Origin of the sequence: Comamonas sp. MYb21 (assembly GCF_037479395.1) — a bacterium.
GTDB lineage: Bacteria > Pseudomonadota > Gammaproteobacteria > Burkholderiales > Burkholderiaceae_C > Comamonas.
Map to the genome: position 1 here is coordinate 465,772 of NZ_JBBGZC010000001.1, position 21,965 is coordinate 487,736.

A 21,965-nucleotide genomic window follows, 5' to 3' on the forward strand; every position below is an offset into this window, starting at 1 on the left:
AATCTGTTCTTAGAACCTGTTCAAAGTCTCTACGCAGCCGCGTTGGAGTGCAATCGGGATGAGTTCGAAGGGATGGAACGCAGCTTGCACCGGGGTGCAAGCAAGAGCCAGCGCGCAGAAATCGCCCGATTTCACTCCAACCCGTAGGGACTGTGACTTTGCGAGCGGTCTGCGTCGTTGCAAATCCTCGCAATAGCGCGGCTATTACTGCGGTGTTGCGCCTCGCATCCCATCTCGCAAAGACACTGTCGCGGCGCGAGGAGACTTTGAACAGGTTCTTAGAGTCGAACCGGAATACCGCGCTCGCGCATGCGCTCTTTGGCCTGCTGCACGGTGAACTCGCCGTAGTGGAAGATGCTGGCCGCCAGCACCGCATCGGCACCACCCTGCTGCACGCCATCGGCCAGGTGGTCGAGGTTGCCCACACCGCCCGAAGCAATGACGGGCACGCCCACGGCATCGGCCACGGCACGGGTCAGGGCCAGGTCAAAACCGGACTTGGTGCCATCGCGGTCCATGCTGGTGAGCAAGATTTCTCCGGCGCCGCGTGCGGCCATATCACTCGCCCAGCGGACAGCGTCCAGCCCCGTGTTCTTGCGCCCGCCGTGGCTGTAGACATCCCAGCCCTCGCCGCGCTCGATGACATCCTGGCCTTGGCGGCGCTTGGCGTCGATGGCAACCACAATGCACTGCGAGCCGTAGCGATCACTGGCGGCGTTGATGACGGCCGGGTCAGCAATGGCCGCAGAGTTGAAGCTGGTCTTGTCGGCACCGGCATTGAGCAGACGCCGCACATCGGCCACGGTGCGCACGCCGCCGCCCACGGTCAGTGGAATGAAGACCTGGCTGGCGACGGCCTCGATGATCGGCAAGATCAGATCGCGGCCATCGCTGGTGGCGGTGATGTCCAGAAAGGTCAGCTCATCGGCACCCTGGGTGTTGTAGCGCGCCGCAATCTCCACCGGGTCGCCGGCATCGCGCAGTTCGACAAAATTGACACCTTTGACGACGCGACCGCCGGTAACGTCGAGGCAAGGAATGATGCGTTTGGCAAGCATGGAAGATCTCGTGGCAGATGGGAGCGGTGGCGATAGCGCCAGACGGGCAAAACAATAACACGCCCAGCGCTGGCGCGCAGGCTGCGGGCCAGAAAAACGCCTGCAGCGCTTGGGCCGCCAGGCGTTGGGTCAGGATCCGTCAGTGCACGCTGCGGCCAGTGCCGATTTGCCAGCGCCAGACATCTTCCATCATGCGGTCCAGACCCAGCTTGGGCTGCCAGCCCAGCTGCGTGCGTGCTTGCGAGATATCCGCCCAGCAATGCGCAGCATCGCCTGCGCGGCGTGCACCGATGCGAAAAGGCACGGCACGGCCATTGGCATGCTCGAAAGCACGCACCAGACCCAGCACCGAGGTGGGCTGGCCCGAGCCGATGTTGAAGCGGGCCAGGCCCGCGTGGCCGCGCAAATACTGCAGGGTGGCGACATAGGCACGGGCCAGGTCCATCACATGCAGGTAGTCGCGCACGGGGGTGCCATCGGGCGTGGGGTAGTCGCCGCCATAGATACGCAGGCCATCGCGCTTGCCGGCAGCCACCTGGGCCAGATACGGCGCGACATGCGAAGACATGCGCGGTGGGTCTTCGGCAATCAGGCCGCTGTCATGGCAGCCCACAGCATTGAAGCTGCGCAGCAAGGCCATGCGCCAGCGCTTGGGCGAGGCTTCATCCAAGCTGCTGAGCACCTGCTCCACCATCAGCGCCGTCTGGCCGTAGGGCGTGCAGGCGGACAGCGGCGCGTCCTCGCGCACCGGGTGCGGCGCCGGATCACCATAGACCACCGACGAGGACGACACCACCAGGTTGCGCAAGCCGGCGGTCTGCATGGCGCGCAGCAGGCCGATGGTGCCCGAGACATTGTTGTCGTAGTAGCGCAGTGGCTCGCGCGCGGCATCGGCAGACGCGGTGAGAAAAGCGCTGTGGATGACCGCATCGAAATGCTGCTCGTCAAACAATTGTTCCAGCACCGCGACATCGCGCACATCGGCATCGATGCAGGGCGGCGCAAAACCCAGGATCTTGCCCAGCCTGGTGATGACCGAACGCCTTGCATTTCTGAAGTTATCCAGAATCAGGAACGGCATGCCGGCTTCGGCCAAAGCAATGCAGATATGAGAGCCAACATAGCCGGCTCCGCCAGTCACGAGTATCACAGGGGGCTTTCAAAGAGGTCTTGCAGAATGCGCTATCCAAGACTTCTATGGATTCTGTCATCCTGACCAAGCAACCATTGTCTGATAAGCCACAGTTATTCAAAACATTTGTCGGTCATCAGAAGCAGCTGCGGGTAACAACTAGCATTTGTTGACATTTCTCAAATTCGCAGTCACCACACGGACTTAAAAGCGCGGTGTAGTCCCACTCCCACAGCCTGCACGCCAAGGGACGCCCAAGATCGAATACAAACTGTTTCAATTAACACAAACATCAAAAAGGCCACCCGAGGGTAGCCTTGCTGTTCTGCTGTGTTGCAGAGAGTTTCAGCAGCAATCAGACACGGTCACTCAACTGGTCCGCGCGCTCCTGGGCCGCGGCAAAATCCAGATCACCGGTGTAGATGGCGCGGCCGCAGATGACGCCTTCGACGCCTTCGGGCTCGGCCTTGCACAGCGCCTCGATATCGGCCATGCCCGACAGTCCACCGGAGGCAATGACCGGAATCTTGATCGCCTGGGCCAGCTTGATGGTGGCTTCCATGTTGATGCCGCTGAGCATGCCGTCACGGCCGATGTCGGTGTAGATGATCGATTCCACACCCCAGTCCTCAAAGCGCTTGGCCGTCTCGATGACCGAGTGCTGGGTGATCTTGCTCCAGCCATCGGTGGCAACCATGCCGTCCTTGGCATCGAGGCCGACGATGATGTGGCCGGCAAAGGCCGTGCAGGCGTTCTGCAAAAAGCCCGGGTCCTTGACCGCAGCGGTGCCGATGATCACGTACTGCATGCCGGCATCGATGTATTTTTCGATGGTGTCCAGGTCGCGGATACCGCCACCCAGCTGCACCGGCAGCTCGTCACCAAACTCTTTCAGGATGGCCTTGATGACCGGCAGGTTCTTGGGCTGGCCGGCAAAGGCGCCGTTGAGGTCCACCAGATGCAGGCGGCGCGCGCCCGCATCGAACCAGCGGCGGGCGACCGCAACCGGGTCTTCACCAAAGGTGGTGGATTGGTCCATATCGCCTTGCTTGAGACGAACGCAGTGACCGTCCTTGAGGTCAATCGCAGGAATGAGCAGCATGGTAGTGGGCTGACGGTGAAAATTTAAGGGTTCCAGTGCAAGAAGTTGCGGTAGAGCGCCAGGCCCTGGTCCGCACTTTTTTCTGGATGAAACTGGGTGGCAAAGATGTTGTCGCGGCCAATGGCGCAGGCAAAGCGTTCGCCATACTCGGCCCAACCGTGGCACTGGGCATCACTGGCTGGGGCCGCATAAAAGCTGTGGACAAAATAGAAATAGGACTGGTCAGGCACGCCTTGCCAGACCGGGTGAGGCTGGCCGCCATGGGCTTGCTGCTGCACCTGGTTCCAGCCCATTTGCGGCACCTTGAAGCGGCTGCCATCGGCCTGGGTGCGGCCCGCCAGCTGGAACTTGCGCACCTGGCCGGCGATCAGGCCCAGGCCCGGGGTGTCGCCCTCTTCGCTGTGGTCCAGCAGCATCTGCATGCCCACGCAGACGCCGAACATCGGCTTGTTGCGGGCCGCTTCCAGCACGCTGTCCTGCAGGCCCGAGGCCTTGAGCTCGGCCATGCAGTCGCGCATGGCGCCCTGGCCCGGCAGCACAATGCGGGTGGCGGCACGCACCACGTCGGGGTCGGCCGTCACCACCACGGCCACGGACGAGCCGGCCGCTGCCGCCTGCACGGCCTGCGATACCGAGCGCAGATTGCCCATGCCGTAGTCCACCACGGCAACGGTATTGGATGAAGTTGTCATAGCAAGAATGAAGTGTAGCGGCTGCCGCCAACGGCAGCTTACAGGGAGCCCTTGGTGGACGGTATCACGCCCGCCATGCGGGGATCATGCTCCAACGCAAAACGCAATGCGCGCGCAAAGGCTTTGAAGATGGTCTCGCACTGGTGGTGGGCATTGAAGCCCTTGAGGTTGTCGATGTGCAAGGTCACGCCGGCATGGTTCACAAAGCCCTGGAAGAACTCGTACACCAGCTGCGTATCAAGCTGGCCAATGCTGCCGGCGGTGAACTTCACATCCATGTGCAGACCCGGGCGGCCGGAGAAATCAATCACCACGCGGCTGAGCGCCTCATCGAGCGGCACATAGGCGTGGCCATAGCGGCGTATGCCCTTCTTGTCACCAATGGCCTTCGCAAAGGCCTGGCCCAAGGTGATGCCGATGTCTTCGACCGTGTGGTGGCCGTCGATATGCAGGTCGCCCGCACACTCGATGTCCAGGTCGATCAGACCATGGCGCGCGATCTGGTCCAGCATGTGGTCCAGAAAGCCGATGCCCGAGTTCAGCCGGGCATGGCCCGTGCCGTCCAGGTCGACGCGCACCTGGATGCGGGTCTCGGCGGTGTTGCGAGCCACCTCGGCCGTGCGGTGCAGCGGCGTGGCGGTCGATGGGGTGGGAACCAGATGGTTCATACAGACTCCTTGAGCGCCGCCAGCATGCGGGCATTTTCTTCGCGGGTGCCCACGGTCAGCCGCAGGCACTGGGCCAGCAGCGGGTGCATGGCCGACACATTCTTGACGAGCACGCCACGCGCCTTCATCGCCGCCTGGGTCTTGCCCGCATCGTCTACGCGCATCAGCACCATGTTCGCTTCTGACGGCCAGACCTTGCGCACGCCGCTGAGCGCCTGCAGCGCGTCAATCAGCGGCTGGCGTTCTGCGCGGATGGCGCGGGCCTGCTCGGCATAGAGCGCCTCGTTCTCCAGCGCAAAAATCGCGGTCTCGCAGTTGAGCACGCTGATGTTGTAGGGTGGGCGCACCTTGTCGATCTCGTTGACGATGACCGCCGGCCCCACCAGGTAGCCCAGGCGCGCACCGGCCAGACCGAACTTGGACAGGGTGCGCATCAGCAGCACATGCGCATTGCGCGCAGGGTCGGCACGCATCTGGTCGATCCAGCTGCGGCTGGCAAAGGGCTGGTAGGCCTCGTCCATCACCACCAGGCCACCCACCTCCGCCACCGCATCGATGACGGCCAGCACCTTGTCGTCGTCCCACAGGGTCGCGGTCGGGTTGTTGGGGTAGGCGATATAGGTGATGGCGGGCTTGTGCTTTGCGATGGCGGCCTGCATCGCGGGCACATCCAGGTCAAAGTCTGCCGTCAGGTTGACGCCCACAAAGTCCAGGCCCTGCAGCTGGGCGGACATGGGGTACATCACAAAACCTGGCATCGGCGCGAGCATCTTGGCGCGGCCCTCAGCATGGGGCTGGGCGGTGGCCAGCGCCAGCAAGGTGATGATCTCGTCCGAGCCATTGCCCAGCAGCACGGCCGTGCCGGTAGGCGCGCCCACATAGTCGGCCAGCATTTTCTTCAGCGTCTCCAGGCGCTCGCCCGGGTAGCGGTTGATTTCCAGCGCGCCCAGCCGCTCGCCCAGCTTTTGCTGCAGCGCATCTGGCAGGCGGTAGGGGTTCTCCATGGTGTCCATCTTCAGCAGACCTTTGGAATCTTGCACATGGTAGGCCTGCATGGCGCGCACATCGGCGCGGATGCGTTGCAGGGCCTGCACAGACTTGTCTTGGGACGTCATCACATCACTCTTTCACATCAGGAATATTCAGGCTTTGGCCTGGGCCGGTGCGGCCTGGCGCAAGGGGTGCACGATGGTCACGCCACCAAATTCGGCGCCATGGGGCAGGTGGAGGCTGAGCATCTGCTGGCAGCCACTGTGCTGGGCGCAGGCCACCGCCAGGCAATCGCCAAAGTCCAAGGCATGGCGCGCCTGCACCGCCCAGGCGGTCTCCAAGGTGGCGGCATCGGTTTTCCAAGGCGTCCAGCTTTGGTAGCGGCGGATGGCGGCGCGTGCGTCGCCTTGGGGCATGGGGCTCGCCGCCGTGGTGACCTGGTCGTAGAACTCGCTCAGCGCCTGGTTGCCGGTGCGGCCGGTGCGGCTGCTCCACAGCAGATCGAGCCAGTCCAAGGTGGCCTGGTAGAGCGTGGCATCGGAGACGTTTTCTGCGGCGACCAGCACCGAGGTATCGACAAACACGGTGCTCATGCGCCCTCCTGCCCGGTCTTGCGGCGGCCGCCGATTTTGCGTGCCGCAGCGGCGCCACCCTGGGGCGTTGCGCCGCCTTGCCAGCTGCGCTCGTCCGTGCGCCAAGCCAGGTAGGCGCGCTCGTAGGCGTCCTCGCGCTGCTGGAGCTCGGCCATAAAATCTCCTACCATGCGCGAGACGCTGGTGCCACGCCGCGCGGCCTCGACCCGGGCCCATTCCAGCACGCTGTCTTCCACAGTGATGGTGAGATTTTTCATGCGGTCGATTTTACACGAAATTCGTGCAACACGAATTTCGTGTCGAAAATCCAGACTGCAGCCATCGGACGTTGCGGGCACTATGATCATTGCAGCCAAGCCCTAAGCCATGCCACTTCTCACCGACCTCCTCCCGCAAGCCCCTGTTTCCGCAGATCTGGCAGCCTTGACCCGCTTGCTGCAGCAGCACCGCCCCTGGACCGTGCTGACCGGCGCGGGCGTGAGCACCGGCAGCGGCATCCCCGATTACCGCGATGCGCAAGGCGCCTGGAAGCGCCCTGCCCCGGTGCGCTTTCAGGATTTCATGGCCGAGACACTCACGCGCCAGCGCTACTGGGCGCGCAGCCTGGTCGGCTGGCCGGTGTTCTCGCAGGCCCAGCCCAATGCCGCGCACCAGGCGCTAGCCCGGCTGGAGCAGGCCGGTTATGTCCAAGGCCTGATCACCCAGAACGTTGATGGCCTGCACCAGCGCGCGGGCAGCGAGCGGGTGGTGGATCTGCATGGCCGGCTCGACCAGGTGGTCTGCATGGGCTGCGGCCGGCGCCTGGCGCGTACTGATTTCCAGCACCAGCTGCTGGCCGCCAACCCCGATTGGCAGCACCTGAGCGCCAGCGCCGCACCCGATGGCGATGCCGATCTGGCCGGCGTGGACTTTGCCGCCTTTCAGGTGCCAGCCTGCCCTGCCTGCGGCGGCATCCTCAAGCCCGATGTCGTCTTCTATGGTGAAAACGTGCCAGCCGCGCGCCGCCAGCAAGCCATGGACCACCTGGCTGCCAGCGGCGCGCTGCTGGTGGTGGGCAGCTCCTTGATGGTGTATTCGGGCCTGCGCTTTGTGCATGCCGCCAAGCAAGCGGGCCTGCCGGTGGCCGCCATCAACCTGGGGCAGATGCGCGATGGCGCACTGCTGGACCTGAAGCTGGCCCAGGCCTGCGCGCCCGCGCTCAGCAGCCTGGCCGATCTGCTGGCGCCCGCCCGCAGCGGCTGATATTTTCAGTAACCAAAACCCCCGCCTGCTGCCCCGCCAACGGTAGATGCAGCCGATAGCCTGCAGCTACACTAGCCAGCTTTACAAAGCCCACCCAGCCCCTGACACAGCCTCAAGCGCTGTGAGCGTTCCACTGCATGCCCCCTGCCATCCCCCACCCACTCCAGCCGCACGACCACCAAAAAGCGTTGCGCACCATGCTGGCCTTTGCCTGCCTGTACGCCCTGGCCTGGACCCTCATGCCACCGCTGCTGGCCCCCAGCTTTCCGCTGGATGTGGTCGAGAGCCTGGGCTGGGGCCGTGAATGGCAATGGGGTTACTACAAGCATCCGCCGCTGCCACCGATTGCGCTGCATGTGTCTTTCCTGGCACTGGGCCGCTGGGGCCCGTTTGCGCTGAGCCAGCTCTGTGTGGCGCTGACCTTGTGGCTGGTGTGGCTGACGGCCTGCCGCCTGGTCGGGCGCGAGCGCGCCTTTATCGGCACGGTGCTGACCATGGGCGTGGTCTTCTACACCCGGCCCGCGCTGGAGTTCAACCACAATATTGCGCAGATGCCTTTTTGGGCGGGCATCTGCTACTTCTACCTGGCCGCCTGGCAGGACGACAAGCGCTGGCAATGGCTGATGCTGGGCCTGATGGCCGGCCTGGGGCTGCTGAGCAAATACTCCATCGGCTTGCTGCTGCTCTGCCTGGGCCTGTTTACGGTGCTGAGCCCCGCACGCAGCCTGCTGCGCCGTCCAGGCCCCTGGCTGGCCTTGCTGGTGATGGCGCTGGTGTTTGCACCGCACCTGCTTTGGCTGCACAACAATGACTGGCTGCCTTTCTCCTATGCCAAGGACCGCTCCAACAGCTCCGGCGAATCGCCGCGCGCCGGCGCGCTGGGTTTTTTGCTGACCCAGCTGCTCAACCACCTGCCGCTCTTGCTGATAGTGCTGTTTGCCTTTTTGCGGCTGCGCTGGTCCAGGCTGCGGCCTGCAGTGTCCGCCCCCTGGCAATGGCACAGCGCCAAGCCGGCCTACCTGTGCCTCATCGCACTGGCCCCCGGTTTGCTGCTGGCGGCCCTGGGCATGGCCCTGGGCTTGCGTCTGCGGGATATGTGGGGCGTGCCGATGTGGCCTTTCAGCGGCGTGCTGGCAGCGGCGCTGATCCCCAGCGCCTGGCTCGCGCCCATGCGCCCTTATCTGCTGCGCGGCACCATCGTGTGGCTCACGTTGATTTCCGTGCTCTGCGGTGTGTACCTGTGGAAGATCTCGGACTTCCGCAGGAGCCCCGTGCGCAGCGACTGGCCTGCCGCCGCGCTGGCTAAGCAGGCCGAAGCCACCTGGGATTCGCTGTCCAGCTGCCCGCTCGATACCGTCGCCAGCGATGCCTGGACCGGAGGCCTTGTCGCCATCGGCGCCCAAAGCCAGCCCTCGGTGCTGATCCCGGGCGACCCTCGCCATTCGCCCTGGGCCACGGCCGAGCGCCTGCAGCAGCAGGGTGCGCTGCGGATCTGGCAGGCGCAAGAAGATGCGGATCGGGACGCCCCTACCGGGCCCTACCCGGTGCTCGATGGGCTGCAAGGTATGCGCCTGCACGAGGGTGCCTGGAGCATTCCCTGGCCCAGGGGCCAGAGCCGTGCGGACCTGGTGGTGCAATGGCGCGCCTATGTGCCGGCGGCCTGCGAGCGGCGTTGATCACCGCCCTGCTTGCTCTGCCCCAGCCGTTTTGACCCGGGGCTGCAGGCGAGCGATGCTTAGCGCTTGATGCGCATCTCGGCTGCGCGCGCGTGGCCTTGCAGGCCTTCGCCATAGGCCAGCACCGCCGCGGTCTTGCCCAGTACCTGGGCGCCCGCCTCGCTCACCTCGATCAGGCTGGAGCGCTTTTGGAAGTCATAGACACCCAGCGGCGACGAGAAACGCGCGGTGCCGCTGGTGGGCAGCACATGGTTGGGGCCTGCGCAGTAGTCGCCCAGGCTTTCGCTGGTGTAGGCACCCAGGAAGATTGCGCCCGCATGCTTGAGCAAGGGCTCCCAGCGGTGCGGATCGCGGCTGGAGACTTCCAAGTGCTCGGGCGCAATGCGGTTGCTCAGCACGCAGGCCTCTTCCATGTCACGCGTCAAAATCAGCGCGCCCCGGTCGGACAGGCTCTTGGCAATGATGGCCTTGCGCGGCATCTCGGGCAGCAGGCGGTCGATTTCGCGCTGCACGGCATCCAGGTAGGCGGCATCGGGGCAAAGCAGAATCGACTGCGCCAGCTCATCGTGCTCGGCCTGCGAGAACAGGTCCATAGCCACCCAGTCCGGCGGCGTCGAGCCATCGGCCAGCACCAGAATTTCGCTGGGGCCGGCAATCATGTCGATGCCCACCAGGCCAAACACGCGCTTTTTGGCGCTGGCCACATAGGCATTGCCCGGGCCGGTGATCTTGTCCACCTTGGGGATGGTGGCCGTGCCATACGCCAGCGCCGCCACGGCCTGTGCGCCGCCAATGGTGAAGGCGCGGTGTACGCCCGCCACATAGGCCGCAGCCAGCACCAGCGGGTTCTTCACGCCCTGGGGCGTGGGCACCACCATGATGATGTCTTCCACACCGGCCACATGGGCGGGGATGGCGTTCATCAGCACGCTGCTGGGGTAGGCGGCCTTGCCGCCTGGCACATAGATGCCCACGCGGTCCAGCGGCGTGACCTTCTGGCCCAGCAAGGTGCCGTCTTCGTCGCGGTAGCTCCAGCTCTCGCCATTGGCCTTTTTCTGGGCCTCGTGGTAGCTGCGCACGCGGCGGGCTGCGGATTCAAGCGCCTCGCGCTGCTCAGTGGGTAGGCCCTCAAAGGCGGCCTTGAGCTCTTGCTTGCTCAACTCCAGCGCAGCCATGCTGCTCACCTGCAGGCCATCAAAGCGCGCGGTGTAGTCCAGCACGGCGGCATCGCCGCGCTTTTGCACATCCGCCAGGATATCTGCCACCCGCTGCTCGATGGCAGCGTCCGTGTCTGCCGACCAATGCAGGCGCTGAGCAAAATCATGCTCGAACTGGGCATCGGTGGTTGACAGACGGGCGGGAGTGGCAACGAATTCCATAGTGATTACCTTCTGACTCAGACACTTTTCAAACAGGCAGGTGCCAGCCTGGGGGATGGTAGGTGCGGCTTAGCTGTTCTGGGCCACGCCGGCGGCGAACACATCGATGATATGGCGCAGGCGCTTTTGCTTGAGCTTGAGCGCCGCCTGGTTCACCACCAGGTGGGAGCTGATGTCGATAATGTGCTCGACTTCCTGCAGGTGGTTGGCGCGCAGGGTATTGCCGGTGCTCACCAGGTCAACGATGGCATCGGCCAGGCCGGTCAGCGGCGCCAGCTCCATACTGCCGTAGAGTTTGATCAGGTCCACGTGCACGCCCTTGCGCGCAAAGAACTCGCGGGCAATCTGCGGGTACTTGGTGGCCACGCGCAGGCGTGCGCCGCGCTTGACGGCCTGGGCATAGTCAAAGTCGTTGCGCACCGCCACGCTCACGCGGCACTTGGCGATCTGCAGATCGAGCGGCTGGAAGAGACCCTCGCCGCCATGCTCGAGCAAGGTGTCCTTGCCGGTCACGCCCAGGTCGGCGCCGCCGTATTGCACATAGGTGGGCACATCGGAGGCGCGCACCAGCACCACCTGCACATCGGGCTGGGTGGTGGCAAAAATCAGCTTGCGCGACTTTTCGGGGTCTTCGAGCACCTCGATGCCTGCAGCGGCCAGCAGCGGCAGGGTTTCGTCAAAAATGCGGCCTTTGGAGAGGGCCAAGGTGATCATGGTGGTGTTGTCCATGGGGCACTTTCGCCAGCGGCAGCCTGCGCATCCTTGCCGGATGGGGCTGGGCCAGCCTGGGTTGATACAAGAAAAATCAGGCCTGCTGGGCAGCCCACTCGGCAGGGGTGTGCGTCTTCATCGACAGTGCATGCACCTCATCGGTATGCATCTTCTGGCCCAGGGTCGCGTAGACCAGCTGGTGGCGCTGGATCAGGCGCTTGCCTTCAAAGGCAGGCGACACGATGGTGGCAAACCAGTGGCGGCCGTCGCCTTCCAGCGCAATATGTTCGCAGGCCAGGCCGGCGGTGATGATGTCTTTGAGGTCCTCAGCAGTCATTGCACGCTCTCACTTAGTCGGTTCTAAATGCCTGCCAGCCGCTCCGTGGGGCGGGCTGCTGGCCAGGCGACTGCAGCCACGCGTGGGCTGCAGCCAATGTTCATCAGTTGCGGATCTTGTAGCCGGTGCGCAGCAGCTGCACGGCCAATGCACTCACCAGCAGCCAGGCGACCGCCACAATGCCCAGGCTCAGCCAGGGCGAGGTGTCGCTCTGGCCAAAAAAGCCATAGCGAAAGCCGTCGATCATGTAGAAGAACGGGTTCAGGTGGCTGACCTTTTGCCAGAACGGGGGCAGCGACTGGATCGAATAGAACACGCCCGACAGAAAGGTCATCGGCACGATCACAAAGTTCTGGAACGCAGCCATCTGGTCGAACTTGTCCGCCCACAGGCCGGCCAGCAGGCCCAGCGTACCCATCAGGCCCGCACCCAGCACGGCAAACATCAGCACCCAGGGCAGCGATGCAAAATGCGGCGGCGCAAAGAACAAGGTGATCACATAGACACCCAGGCCGACGGCCAGGCCCCGCACGATGGAGGCACCGACAAAGGCAAAGAACCAGCCCCAGTGCGACAGCGGCGTCAGCAGCACAAACACCAGGCTGCCCATGATCTTGCTTTGCACCAGGCTCGACGAGCTGTTGGCAAAGGCGTTTTGCAGCAGGCTCATCATCACCAGGCCCGGCACCAGGAAAGCGGTGTAGCTGACATCGCTGAACACGGTCACGCGGCCTTGCAGCACATGGCCAAAGATCAGCAGGTAGAGCACGGCGGTCAGCACCGGCGCGGCCACGGTCTGGAAGCTCACCTTCCAAAAACGCAGCACTTCTTTGTAAAACAGGGTTTGCCAGCCGCTCATCGTGCCACTCCCGCACCCAGTTGCGTGGTGGCATGGTCCACCACGGCATCGCGCGCCATCACTTGCAAGAACACATCCTCCAGATCCGCGCGGCGGATCTCCAGGTCTTCCACCACCACGCCTGCCGTGCGCAGCTGGGCGAGGATGCGTTCCACATCCGCTGCGCTGCTGGCGGGCAGTTGCACAATGCGGCCGGTGATGCGCGCCTGGGCGGCCAGATCGGCCGGCAGCAGGCCATCGGTCTTGAACTGCAGCACGTTCGAGGAGCTGCCCTGCAGCAGCTCGGCCATGGTCGACAGCGCCACCACATGGCCCGAGCGCAGCATCGCAATGCGGTTGCACAGCGCTTCGGCCTCTTCCAGGTAATGGGTGGTGAGCAGCACCGTATGGCCTTGCTTGTTGAGCTTGCTGACGAACTGCCACAAGGTCTGGCGCAACTCCACATCGACGCCTGCCGTGGGCTCATCGAGCACGATGATCGGCGGCTTGTGCACCAGCGCCTGGGCAACGAGCACGCGGCGCTTCATGCCGCCGCTCAGCTGGCGCATATTGGCCGTGGCCTTGTCCGCCAGGCCCAGGCTCTCGAGCAGCTCATCGATCCAGGCATCGTTGTTCTTCACACCGAAATAGCCGGACTGGATGCGCAGCGACTCGCGCACATTGAAAAAGGGATCAAACACCAACTCCTGCGGCACGATACCGAGCTTGCGGCGCGCGTTGGCGTAATCCTCGCGCACATCGCTGCCCAGCACCTTGACGGAGCCACTGCTGGCGCGGGCCAGGCCGGCCAGAATACTGATCATGGTGGTCTTGCCCGCGCCGTTGGGGCCGAGCAGGCCAAAGAACTCCCCTTCCTCGATATCGAGGCTGACGTTGTTCAATGCCTGGAAGGGCCCCTTGGCGGTCTGGTAGACCTTGGAGACGGATTGGAATGCGATGGCGGACATGAGTCGGCCATTGTAGGCGCAGCGGCCAGATGGCGCTGTCCTGGGGATTCAGCGCTCAGCCGGCGGTGGTCAGCAGGCCATCAACACCATAGAGGCGGGCCAGCGACAGCAGCGGCGCGGACACGCCGCGCATCTCAAAGGGCCGGCCGGCCCCCAGTGCCGCGCGCCGGCTGCCCAGCATCACCGCCAGCGCCGACGAGTCAAACACCGCCAAGGCACTGGCATCGATCTGCACCGCAGCGCCCGCAGGCAGCTGCGCCATGCCTGCCTGCAAGTGCTGCAGGCAGGCCTGTGCCTGGTCATGGGTCAAGGTCGAAGGCAGGCTGAGCGCGGCCATGCTTACTTGCCTGCGTTGGCCTTGTTGCGGGCAGCGATCGAGTCGATCAAGGTCTGCGGGCTGCCACCGGGCTTGTTCAACTCTTCCTGGAACTGGTTGCGGTAGGTCTCCACCATCCAGATGCCCATCACGTTCAGGTTGTAGATCTTCCAGCCCATGCCCTGGCCCGGCGTCTTTTGCAGGCGGTAGTCCAGCTGGATCGGGTCACCACGGCCCAGGATCTCGGAGCGCACCACCACCTCTTTGTCGCCTGCCTGCATGCGCACCGGCTTGACATTGATGGTCTGGTTGCTCACCTGGTGCAGCGCACCGGCGTAGGTGTTGACCATCAGCTTCTTGAACTCATCTTGCAGTTGCTGCTGCTGCGCAGCCGTGGCCGTGCGCCACTTGGGGCCAACGGCCGAAGCCATCATGCGGCGGAAATCCACATTGGGCATGACCACGCTGTCGACATACGAGGTGATCTTGGAGACATCACCACCGCGGATGGACTGGTCGGTCTTCAAGGTGTTGAGCACCTCGTCCGAGAGTTGCTTGATCATGGCGTCGGGCGCCATGTCGGCGGCGCTGGCCACCAGAGGGGCCGATGCCATGCAGGCCACGGCAGCCACTGCGGCGGAGTACTGCACCCATGCGCGACGATTGAACATATGCTTTCCTTTCAGCCCAGGTCTGCGATTCAGACTCAGAGCACTTTTGATGCTGAGGCGGCCATGCAGTTGCATGCACCGCTCTATTTCTTGTAAGTCTTTACAACGCCGGCTTATTTGACGCCGCCCTGGGGCTGGGGGTCAGCGGCCGACTCATTCATCCACTGGGTCTCGTCCTCGTCCTCAGCGGACTGGCTGGCGTTCTGGCGCAGCTGCAGGTAGGCGTCACGGGTGAAGCTGTACTTGTCGAGTGCCGCAGACTGCACCAGCGATGTGGTGCCCAGCAGGTTGGCGCGGGTGTTGACGATACGCAGGCCGGTCAGCGAATTGCGCACCGGCACATCGTTGATCGAGCTGACCACATTGCCTTGCCAGTCCACCACCATGCCGGCGGAGTCACGGATGGTCGAGGGGCCGAGCAAAGGCCAGACGATGTAGGCACCGGCGGGCATGCCGTAGCGTGCCAGGGTCAGGCCAAAGTCCTGCTTGTGGCGCTCGATGTCCATCTCGCTGGCGATGTCGATCAGACCGCCCAGACCAAACACGGTGTTGGTAGTAAAGCGCACCACGCTGTTGTAGGTGCCCTCGCCCTTGAGCTGCAGCGCGTTGTTCACGGCCGACCACAGGTCACCCAGGTTGGCGAAGAAGTTGGTCACGGCGGTGCGCACCACAGTCGGCGTCACATCGCGGTAGCCGGTGGCCACGGGCTCGAGCACCGCGCTGTCGACGGCATCGTTGAAGCTGAACATCGCCCGGTTGTAGGGCTCCAGCGGGTCGCGGGGGTTGGCGCCAGGGCCGCTGGCGCAGCCGGCCAGCAGCGCAGCCAGGCCCAGGGAGGAGGCCAGCATCCAGGTGCGGGCTGGGAGGTGGATTGGATAACGCATCATCGTTCTCTTTTTTTGCTTGTGTTATTCGGCAGCCTTGGGTGCGGAGCTCTCCGAGGCCTTGCCATACAGGAACTGGCCGATCAGATTTTCCAGCACGATGGCAGATTGTGTATTGGTGACGGTATCACCACTGACCAAGGGCTTTTCATCAAAGCCGGCCTCCACGCCCACGTACTGGTCGCCCAGCAGGCCGCTGGTCAGGATCTTGAACGAGCTGTCCTTGGGAAAGGCGTAGCCATTGGTCAGCTCGATATGGACATCGGCCTGGAAGGTCTGGTCATTGAAGCCAATGCTTTTGACACGGCCGACCTTGACGCCGGCGCTGCGCACGGCGGCCTGCGGCTTCAAGCCGCCAATGTTGTCAAAGCGGGCGGTGACCTCATAGCCTTTGTTGAAATCCAGGGTCAGCAGATTGCCTGCGCGCAAGGCCAGGAACACCAGCGCGGCAGCGCCCAGCATGACAAACAGGCCAACCCAGATATCGGTTTTGGAGGGCTGCATATGCGAATCCGTTTCTCTTTTCACTATCTACAGGGCAGGCGTCAGATGCTGAACATCATGGCCGTGAGCATGAAGTCCAGCGCCAACACCGACAACGAGGCCATGACCACGGTGCGCGTGGTGGCACGCGAGACACCTTCGGGAGTGGGCTTGGCGACAAAGCCTTGGAGCAAGGCGACAAAGGTCACCGTGATGCCAAAGACGATGCTCTTGATCACGCCGTTGCCCAGATCCTGGAACACATCGACACCGCTTTGCATCTGGCCCCAGAAAGCGCCGCCATCGATGCCCAGCATCAATACGCCAACAATCCAGCCGCCCATGATGCCGACGGCGCTGAACACCGCCGCCAGCAGCGGCATCGCAATCAGGCCGGCCCAAAAGCGCGGCGCCAGAATGCGCTCGATCGGATTGACGGCCATCATCTCCATGGCCGAGAGCTGCTCGCCCGCCTTCATCAGGCCAATCTCGGCCGTCAATGCGGTGCCGGCACGGCCAGCAAACAGCAGCGCCGTCACCACCGGGCCCAGCTCGCGCAGCAGGGTCAACGCCACCATCATGCCCACGGCCTCGGCCGAGCCGTAGCGCTGCAGGATGTAGTAGCCCTGCAGCCCCAGCACAAAGCCGACGAAGAGGCCCGAGACGCCAATGATGGCCAGCGAATAATTGCCCAAAAAATGGATCTGGTCGCGCAGCAGGCCCGGGCGTTTGAGCACATAGCCCAGCCCGGCGACCAGGCGCAGCAACAGGCGCGTGGCCTGGCCTACTGCCGCAGCCTTGGAGCGCAGCGCAAAACCGATATCAGCAGGGTGCCACCAACGCATCAGCGGCCTCCCTTCTTGGCGGCGCCAGGGCCAAAATCTTCATCGATGCTGGGCCCTTGCACATGGAAAGGCACGGGCCCCTGCGCCAGCGCGTTGACAAACTGGTGCACGAGCGGATCGCTGCTGGCACGCACCTCATCGGGCGTACCCTGCGCGGCCACCACCCCAGGGCCCAGGATGATCACCTGGTCGGCCAGCTTGAAGGTCTCTTCCAGATCGTGCGAGACGATGATGCTGGTCAGGCCCAGCGCGTCGTTGAGCTCGCGGATCAGCTGCGCCGAGGTGCCCAGCGAAATCGGGTCGAGCCCCGCAAAGGGCTCGTCGTACATGATGAATTCCGGGTCCAGCGCCATGGCACGGGCCAGCGCCACGCGCCGGGCCATGCCGCCGGAGATCTGCGAGGGCATCAAATCGCGCGCGCCGCGCAGGCCCACGGCCTGCAGCTTCATCAGCACAATGTCGCGCACCATCGCATCGGACAGCTGGGTATGTTCGCGCAGCGGAAAAGCCACGTTTTCGAACACCGTCATATCGGTGAACAGCGCGCCAAACTGGAACAGCATGCCCATGCGGCGCCGCGCGGCATAGAGCTGTGCCTGGCTCATCGCCCCCACATCCTGGCCGTCGAGCAGCACCTGGCCGGCCTGGGCGCGGGCCTGCCCGCCAATCAGGCGCAGCACCGTGGTTTTGCCGCCACCGGATGCGCCCATCAGCGCAGTCACCTTCCCACGCGGGATGGTCAGCGACACATCACGCAAGATGGTGCGGTCACCATAGCCAAAGGTGACATTGCGCAGTTCGACAAGAGGTGGTGAGGCAGAAGATTGCATAGAAAAGCCGGCAACATCCGGCATCGTCATCATAAGAGGGGGCAGGGCTCTTTTCTGTAGTCAGTTGCCGCAGCGCAAGCCATCAAGCTTACCGCTTGTAACAAACATTCATGAATGTATTTATATAGCCAGATCGTAACCCGGACGGGCTAAGCCCCGCAAGGCAACAGGCTATTGCTGTCGCTTGCCTGATCGGGCAAGTCTTCAGCATCGCACAGGCAGCCTCTTGGCCCGTTGTTCACAGCGTCAACAACGGTGAGAAGCGCCCACGATTAAAGCATATTGTCCAAAAAGGAACGAATGCGGGGATGGCTGCAGTCCTCGAAGAAGGCGCGCGCAGGCTTGGCCTCGATCAGGGCGCCCTGGTCCATGAACACCACGGTATTGGCCACCTCGCGGGCAAAGCCCATTTCGTGGGTGACCACCAGCATGGTCATGTGCTCCTCGGCCAGCTGGCGCATGGTGCGCAGCACTTCGCCGGTCAGCTCCGGGTCCAGCGCCGAGGTGGGCTCGTCAAACAGCATGATGTCCGGCTCCATTGCCAGCGCCCGGGCAATGGCCACGCGCTGTTTTTGGCCGCCCGACAGCCGCGCTGGATAGGCATCGGCCTTTTCCAGCAGCCCCACCTTGCGCAGCAGCTCCTGGGCCTTGGGCATGATCTGCTCGCGCGTCAGGCCCTTGACGACCATCGGTGCCTCGGTGATGTTGTCGATCACCGACAGATGTGGGAACAGGTTGAAGCCCTGGAAGACCATGCCCATGCGGCGCAAAATGGCGCGCATCTGGGCCTCGGGTGCGTACTGGGCCTGGCCCTGGGCATTGGTACTGACCAAGGTCTGGCCCTCGACCACGACCGAGCCCGAATCGATCACTTCGAGGTGGTTCAAGCAGCGCAAAAAGGTGCTCTTGCCCGAACCCGAGGGCCCGATCACCGCCATCACCTCGCCCTTGTGGATATCGAGCGACACGCGCTTGAGCACCTCGTTGCCATTGAAGGCCTTGCAGATATCACGCGCCTGCACCATCACCGGGGTGCCCATGTCATTGCCTGTCATCGCCATTCTCCTGCGCTGTTCGCCGTTGCCGCTTTCCATCCACCGACCGCTACCAGCCACTTATGCGTCGTATTTCGCATAGCGCTTTTCCAGGCGGTTGAAGCCCCAGGTCAGCACCAGGGTCATCAGCAGGTAGAAGGCGGCCGCCACCACAAAGGGCGTGGTCGTGAAGTCGCGCTGCACAATGCCGCGCGCAGCGCGCAGCAGGTCGTTGAGGGCGAGCACATAGATCAGCGAGGTGTCCTTGACCAGGGTGATGGTCTCGTTGCTGACCGGCGGCAAAATGGTGCGCACCATCTGCGGCAGCACAATGCGGCGCATGGTCTGGCTGTAGGACAGGCCCAGCACCTTCGCGCCTTCGTACTGGCCCCGGTCCACGCTCTGGATACCGGCGCGGAAGATCTCGGCAAAATAGGCCGCGTAGTTCAGCGCGAATGCCACGACGGCCGAGGGGAAGTCCGGCAGGCGCACGCCGATCACCGGCACAAAGGGCAGCGCAAAGTAAATGAACAGCAGCTGCAGCATCAGCGGCGTGCCGCGCATCAGCCAGATATAGGCCTCGACAAAGCGCGCCAGCGCCTTGAAGCGCGAGATGCGCGCCAACGCCAGGGCCAGACCCAGTGGCACCGACAGCGCCAGGGTGATGAAAAACAGCTTGAGAGTCACCAGGGCGCCGTTGGACAGCGGCCCCAGCATTGAAATTACATAATCCATCGATGGCCTTCAGGGTGGCAGCGGCTTCGCTGCCACAGGCACGAGCGCCTTGGAACGCGTTGGCGCTCCTGGTCTGGCACTCCTGTCAAAAAAATCCGTTCTGGCCGCCGGGCAGCGCCCAGCGCTGCGGCGGCCATGGGCTGCGCCCAAAAGCACAAGACCGGCACGCTGTGCCGGCCCGGTGCAAAGTCACACGCAGATCAGTGCTTGATCACGTCGGCGCCAAACCACTTCTTGGCGATTTCTTCGGCCTTGCCGTCCTTCTTCATCTCAGACAGCACGTCGTTGATCTTGTTGCGGGTGGCTTCGTCGTCCTTGCGGAAGCCCACGCCATAGTCTTCAGTGCCAAAGTCTTCAGCCAGCACCACATAGTTGTCAGGCTTCTTGGAGACCAGGTAACGGCCCACGACCTCGTCCACCACCACCACGTCCAGACGGCCAGCTTCCACGTCCATCAGCGCAGCGATGTTGTCGCCAAACAGCTTGGTTTCCTTGAATTGGGCGTGCAGGTCCTTGTCCTTTTCCATCGCGGTCACGGCGCTGGAGCCTTCCTGGGCGCCAACGATCTTGCCTGCCATGTCGGCCTTGGTCTTGATCGGCGAGCCGGCCTTCACGATGATGATCTGCTTGTTGACCATGTAGGGGTCGGTGAAGAGGATCTTTTCCTTGCGCTCTTCCAGAATGGTCAGGCCATTCCACAGTGCATCGACGCGCTTGCCCAGCAGCTCGGCTTCCTTGGCGTTCCAGTCGATGGGCTTGAATTCCACTTCGATGCCAGCGCGCTTAGCTGCTTCGCGGGCCATGTCGATGTCAAAGCCCACGATTTCGTTCTTCTCGTCACGGAAACCCATGGGCGGGAAGTTGTCGTCCAGACCTACCACCAGCTTGGTGCTTGCAGCAGCAACAGGCGCAGGCGCGGGTGCTTCAGCCGCAGGCTTGGGCGCATCATTCTTGCCGCAAGCGGTGAGCAAGGCAGTCAGCGCCAGGGTGGCAACGAAAGAACGTTTTTTCATGTGTCTCAACCAAAGAGAAAGACAAAATAAGAGCACTTGACTTGTTTTGTACAAGCATCAGCGTGCAGGCGAATCGCGTATTGTCTCCGATCACACGAAATTCGTGTCGCTTGTGTGGAAAACTCTGCCGGCCTAGTCGGACGTCCGCAAGCCGCTACGATGGCTGCCCCGGCCGCCATCTGGCGACCAGGGCATCTCGACATCACGGCTGTCGCTTGCTGCGCGTGCATGATTTACAACACTGGCGGCCCCTTATTTATGACCACCCTCTCGCCCGAACTGCGCAAGGCCTTTGAAGAAACCCAGTACCACGTGCTGAACCAGGCCCCGTTCATCCTGCAGCTGGGCCAGGCCCAGGCGGCGCTTGGCGCCCTCTACCAGCAGCACCAGACCGACTGCAGCTGCTTCATCACCGCCTTCAACCCCATGGGCGAGCTGCTGGACAAGGACGAGAACATCGAACGCCACGCCCAACTGGGCCGCGCGCTGGGCGCTGCCGGTTTTGCCGCGCTGCCCGCCGTCGCCCAGCACCCTGCCAACGGCTGGCCGGCCGAGCCGGGGTTTCTCGTCATCGGCATGGGCCGCGACGATGCCCAGCGCTGGGCCGCGCAGTGGGAGCAGCTGGCAGTGGTATGGACCAGCGCCGACATGGTGCCCCAGCTGCTGGAAACCAAGGTGCCCGGCTGGATGCGCTGATCCCCATTGACCGACTGAGAGGAAAACCCATGCTGTTGATCGTTGGCACCGTCCGCCTGCCCGCCGCCAATCTGGAACGCGCCCTGCCCGCCATGCAGGCAATGGTCGAAGCCTCCCGCGCTGAAGCCGGCTGCCTGGAATACGGCTACGCCCAGGATGTGCTGGTGCCCGGGCTGATCCACGTCAAAGAGCTCTGGAGCGACCAGGCCGCGCTCGATGCGCACTTTGCGTCCAGCCATATCCAGGCCTGGCGCGCTGCCTGGCCTGCGCTGGAGATGGGCGAGCGCAATCTGCGCGTCTATGAGGTGGGCGCGCCGCGCAGCACCTGATCGCAGCTGGCGCTCTCCTCTCCGACTGCTCTCTTCTCCACCCCACCGCTTGCACGCCGCCCATGCCTGAATTCCACAACTGGCTCGCCTTTGGCCTTATTTCCCTGGGCATGGTCCTGACCCCCGGGCCCAACATGGTCTACCTGATCTCGCGCTCGATATGCCAGGGGCGTGTTGCCGGGCTGATCTCGCTGGGCGGTGTGGCCCTGGGCTTTGTCTTCTACATGCTGTGCGCGGCCCTGGGCATCACCGCGATCGTGATGGCCATCCCCTACGCCTATGACGCACTGCGCATTGGCGGCGCGCTGTACCTGCTGTACCTGGCCTGGCAGGCCGTCAAGCCGGGCGGCCGCTCCCCATTTGCGCTGCGCCAGTTGCCGCAGGACAGCCCGCGCAAGCTGTTTGCGATGGGTTTTTTGACCAACCTGCTCAACCCCAAGATTGCGGTGATGTATTTGTCGCTGCTGCCGCAGTTCATCACACCGGCACAGGGCAGCGTTTTTTCGCAGTCGATGGTGCTGGGCTTCACGCAGATCGTTATCAGCATCAGCGTGAATGCCGCCATCGCGATGCTGGCCGGCTCGATCGCCGTGTTTCTGGCCAGCCGCCCCAGCTGGGTGCAGCTGCAGCGCTGGATGATGGGCACCGTGCTCGCAGGCCTGGCGCTGCGCATGCTGACTGAGGCCCGCAAGTAAAACAGGCGCTGCAGCCCGGGGTGGGCGGCAGCGCCTGGCAGAAATCCG

General features: G+C 63.5%; 27 protein-coding genes. 5 read left to right on the top strand and 22 right to left on the bottom strand.

The window, feature by feature from the left end; translation table 11 throughout:
- Nucleotides 1–278: 278 nt before the first annotated feature.
- The 8 genes from hisF to WH367_RS02130 all read right to left on the bottom strand — a co-directional run bounded on the left by hisF (nt 279) and on the right by WH367_RS02130 (nt 6,492).
- Nucleotides 279–1,058, bottom strand: a complete 780-nt coding sequence (gene hisF / locus WH367_RS02095; RefSeq protein WP_021026068.1) for an imidazole glycerol phosphate synthase subunit HisF — start codon at nt 1,056–1,058, stop codon at nt 279–281.
- 139 nt (nt 1,059–1,197) lie between these two features.
- Nucleotides 1,198–2,208, bottom strand: coding sequence for a UDP-glucose 4-epimerase GalE (gene galE / locus WH367_RS02100; protein ID WP_339533980.1), 1,011 nt, complete (start codon nt 2,206–2,208; stop codon nt 1,198–1,200).
- Nucleotides 2,209–2,545: 337 nt separating this feature from the next.
- Entirely contained in the window at nt 2,546–3,292 is a 747-nt protein-coding gene (gene hisA / locus WH367_RS02105) for a 1-(5-phosphoribosyl)-5-[(5-phosphoribosylamino)methylideneamino]imidazole-4-carboxamide isomerase (RefSeq protein WP_339533981.1), read from the bottom strand.
- A 23-nt stretch (nt 3,293–3,315) separates the two neighbouring features.
- The gene (gene hisH / locus WH367_RS02110) at nt 3,316–3,984 is read right to left on the bottom strand and encodes an imidazole glycerol phosphate synthase subunit HisH (RefSeq protein ID WP_339533982.1); all 669 of its coding nucleotides are present in this window, start codon (nt 3,982–3,984) and stop codon (nt 3,316–3,318) included.
- A 38-nt stretch (nt 3,985–4,022) separates the two neighbouring features.
- Nucleotides 4,023–4,652, bottom strand: a complete 630-nt coding sequence (gene hisB / locus WH367_RS02115; protein ID WP_339519807.1) for an imidazoleglycerol-phosphate dehydratase HisB — start codon at nt 4,650–4,652, stop codon at nt 4,023–4,025.
- Complete coding sequence (hisC, locus tag WH367_RS02120) at nt 4,649–5,767, bottom strand: histidinol-phosphate transaminase (protein ID WP_339519805.1); 1,119 nt, start codon at nt 5,765–5,767, stop codon at nt 4,649–4,651. The genes hisB and hisC overlap by 4 nt, the downstream gene beginning before the upstream one ends.
- 27 nt (nt 5,768–5,794) lie before the next feature.
- Nucleotides 5,795–6,235 carry a PIN domain-containing protein gene (locus WH367_RS02125; protein ID WP_339533983.1) on the bottom strand — a complete coding sequence of 147 codons (441 nt, stop codon included), beginning with the start codon at nt 6,233–6,235 and terminating at the stop codon, nt 5,795–5,797.
- Nucleotides 6,232–6,492, bottom strand: coding sequence for a DUF6364 family protein (locus WH367_RS02130; RefSeq protein WP_027010710.1), 261 nt, complete (start codon nt 6,490–6,492; stop codon nt 6,232–6,234). Before WH367_RS02130 ends, WH367_RS02125 begins: the two co-directional genes overlap by 4 nt.
- 109 nt (nt 6,493–6,601) lie before the next feature.
- On the opposite strand from WH367_RS02130, the gene WH367_RS02135 reads away from it, so the two are divergent.
- Together WH367_RS02135 and WH367_RS02140 are read left to right on the top strand one after the other, a co-directional pair.
- On the top strand, nt 6,602–7,477 hold the full coding sequence (locus WH367_RS02135; protein WP_339533985.1) for an NAD-dependent protein deacetylase: 876 nt from the start codon (nt 6,602–6,604) through the stop codon (nt 7,475–7,477).
- A 197-nt stretch (nt 7,478–7,674) separates the two neighbouring features.
- Nucleotides 7,675–9,153, top strand: coding sequence for a glycosyltransferase family 39 protein (locus WH367_RS02140; RefSeq protein ID WP_339533986.1), 1,479 nt, complete (start codon nt 7,675–7,677; stop codon nt 9,151–9,153).
- A 59-nt stretch (nt 9,154–9,212) separates the two neighbouring features.
- Here WH367_RS02140 and hisD read toward each other — a convergent pair whose 3' ends face one another.
- From hisD to WH367_RS02210, 14 genes are all read right to left on the bottom strand, one after another.
- Nucleotides 9,213–10,532 carry a histidinol dehydrogenase gene (gene hisD / locus WH367_RS02145; protein WP_339519799.1) on the bottom strand — a complete coding sequence of 440 codons (1,320 nt, stop codon included), beginning with the start codon at nt 10,530–10,532 and terminating at the stop codon, nt 9,213–9,215.
- A 69-nt stretch (nt 10,533–10,601) separates the two neighbouring features.
- Nucleotides 10,602–11,246, bottom strand: coding sequence for an ATP phosphoribosyltransferase (gene hisG, locus WH367_RS02150; protein ID WP_027010712.1), 645 nt, complete (start codon nt 11,244–11,246; stop codon nt 10,602–10,604).
- 91 nt (nt 11,247–11,337) lie between these two features.
- Nucleotides 11,338–11,580 (bottom strand): BolA family protein, encoded by a 243-nt coding sequence (locus WH367_RS02155; protein WP_021026078.1) that lies wholly within the window; start codon nt 11,578–11,580, stop codon nt 11,338–11,340.
- A 103-nt stretch (nt 11,581–11,683) separates the two neighbouring features.
- Nucleotides 11,684–12,439, bottom strand: coding sequence for an ABC transporter permease (locus WH367_RS02160; RefSeq protein ID WP_021026079.1), 756 nt, complete (start codon nt 12,437–12,439; stop codon nt 11,684–11,686).
- A complete protein-coding gene (locus tag WH367_RS02165) occupies nt 12,436–13,386 on the bottom strand; it encodes an ABC transporter ATP-binding protein (RefSeq protein ID WP_021026080.1) in 951 nt (316 codons plus the stop codon). Before WH367_RS02165 ends, WH367_RS02160 begins: the two co-directional genes overlap by 4 nt.
- Before the next feature lie 55 nt (nt 13,387–13,441).
- Nucleotides 13,442–13,723 (bottom strand): STAS domain-containing protein, encoded by a 282-nt coding sequence (locus WH367_RS02170; RefSeq protein ID WP_021026081.1) that lies wholly within the window; start codon nt 13,721–13,723, stop codon nt 13,442–13,444.
- A gap of 2 nt (nt 13,724–13,725) precedes the next feature.
- Nucleotides 13,726–14,373 (bottom strand): MlaC/ttg2D family ABC transporter substrate-binding protein, encoded by a 648-nt coding sequence (locus tag WH367_RS02175; RefSeq protein WP_021026082.1) that lies wholly within the window; start codon nt 14,371–14,373, stop codon nt 13,726–13,728.
- A 113-nt stretch (nt 14,374–14,486) separates the two neighbouring features.
- Nucleotides 14,487–15,257: an MlaA family lipoprotein gene (locus WH367_RS02180; RefSeq protein WP_339519796.1), complete on the bottom strand. Its 771-nt coding sequence runs from the start codon at nt 15,255–15,257 to the stop codon at nt 14,487–14,489.
- A gap of 24 nt (nt 15,258–15,281) precedes the next feature.
- On the bottom strand, nt 15,282–15,761 hold the full coding sequence (gene mlaD / locus WH367_RS02185; protein ID WP_021026084.1) for an outer membrane lipid asymmetry maintenance protein MlaD: 480 nt from the start codon (nt 15,759–15,761) through the stop codon (nt 15,282–15,284).
- A gap of 41 nt (nt 15,762–15,802) precedes the next feature.
- Nucleotides 15,803–16,585 carry a lipid asymmetry maintenance ABC transporter permease subunit MlaE gene (mlaE, locus tag WH367_RS02190; RefSeq protein WP_021026085.1) on the bottom strand — a complete coding sequence of 261 codons (783 nt, stop codon included), beginning with the start codon at nt 16,583–16,585 and terminating at the stop codon, nt 15,803–15,805.
- Nucleotides 16,585–17,415 carry an ABC transporter ATP-binding protein gene (locus WH367_RS02195; protein ID WP_021026086.1) on the bottom strand — a complete coding sequence of 277 codons (831 nt, stop codon included), beginning with the start codon at nt 17,413–17,415 and terminating at the stop codon, nt 16,585–16,587. Before WH367_RS02195 ends, mlaE begins: the two co-directional genes overlap by 1 nt.
- A 272-nt stretch (nt 17,416–17,687) precedes the next feature.
- Nucleotides 17,688–18,476 carry an amino acid ABC transporter ATP-binding protein gene (locus tag WH367_RS02200; RefSeq protein WP_445228051.1) on the bottom strand — a complete coding sequence of 263 codons (789 nt, stop codon included), beginning with the start codon at nt 18,474–18,476 and terminating at the stop codon, nt 17,688–17,690.
- 54 nt (nt 18,477–18,530) lie between these two features.
- A complete protein-coding gene (locus tag WH367_RS02205) occupies nt 18,531–19,184 on the bottom strand; it encodes an amino acid ABC transporter permease (RefSeq protein WP_021026088.1) in 654 nt (217 codons plus the stop codon).
- A gap of 200 nt (nt 19,185–19,384) precedes the next feature.
- Nucleotides 19,385–20,197, bottom strand: a complete 813-nt coding sequence (locus tag WH367_RS02210; RefSeq protein WP_339533987.1) for an amino acid ABC transporter substrate-binding protein — start codon at nt 20,195–20,197, stop codon at nt 19,385–19,387.
- Between the two features lie 258 nt (nt 20,198–20,455).
- Here WH367_RS02210 and WH367_RS02215 point away from each other — a divergent pair, with 258 nt between their 5' ends.
- From WH367_RS02215 to WH367_RS02225, 3 genes are all read left to right on the top strand, one after another.
- Nucleotides 20,456–20,893, top strand: coding sequence for a DUF3293 domain-containing protein (locus tag WH367_RS02215; protein ID WP_339533988.1), 438 nt, complete (start codon nt 20,456–20,458; stop codon nt 20,891–20,893).
- A gap of 29 nt (nt 20,894–20,922) precedes the next feature.
- Nucleotides 20,923–21,222, top strand: coding sequence for a putative quinol monooxygenase (locus WH367_RS02220; protein WP_339533989.1), 300 nt, complete (start codon nt 20,923–20,925; stop codon nt 21,220–21,222).
- Between the two features lie 62 nt (nt 21,223–21,284).
- Nucleotides 21,285–21,917, top strand: a complete 633-nt coding sequence (locus WH367_RS02225; protein WP_339519790.1) for a LysE family translocator — start codon at nt 21,285–21,287, stop codon at nt 21,915–21,917.
- Nucleotides 21,918–21,965: the final 48 nt, after the last annotated feature.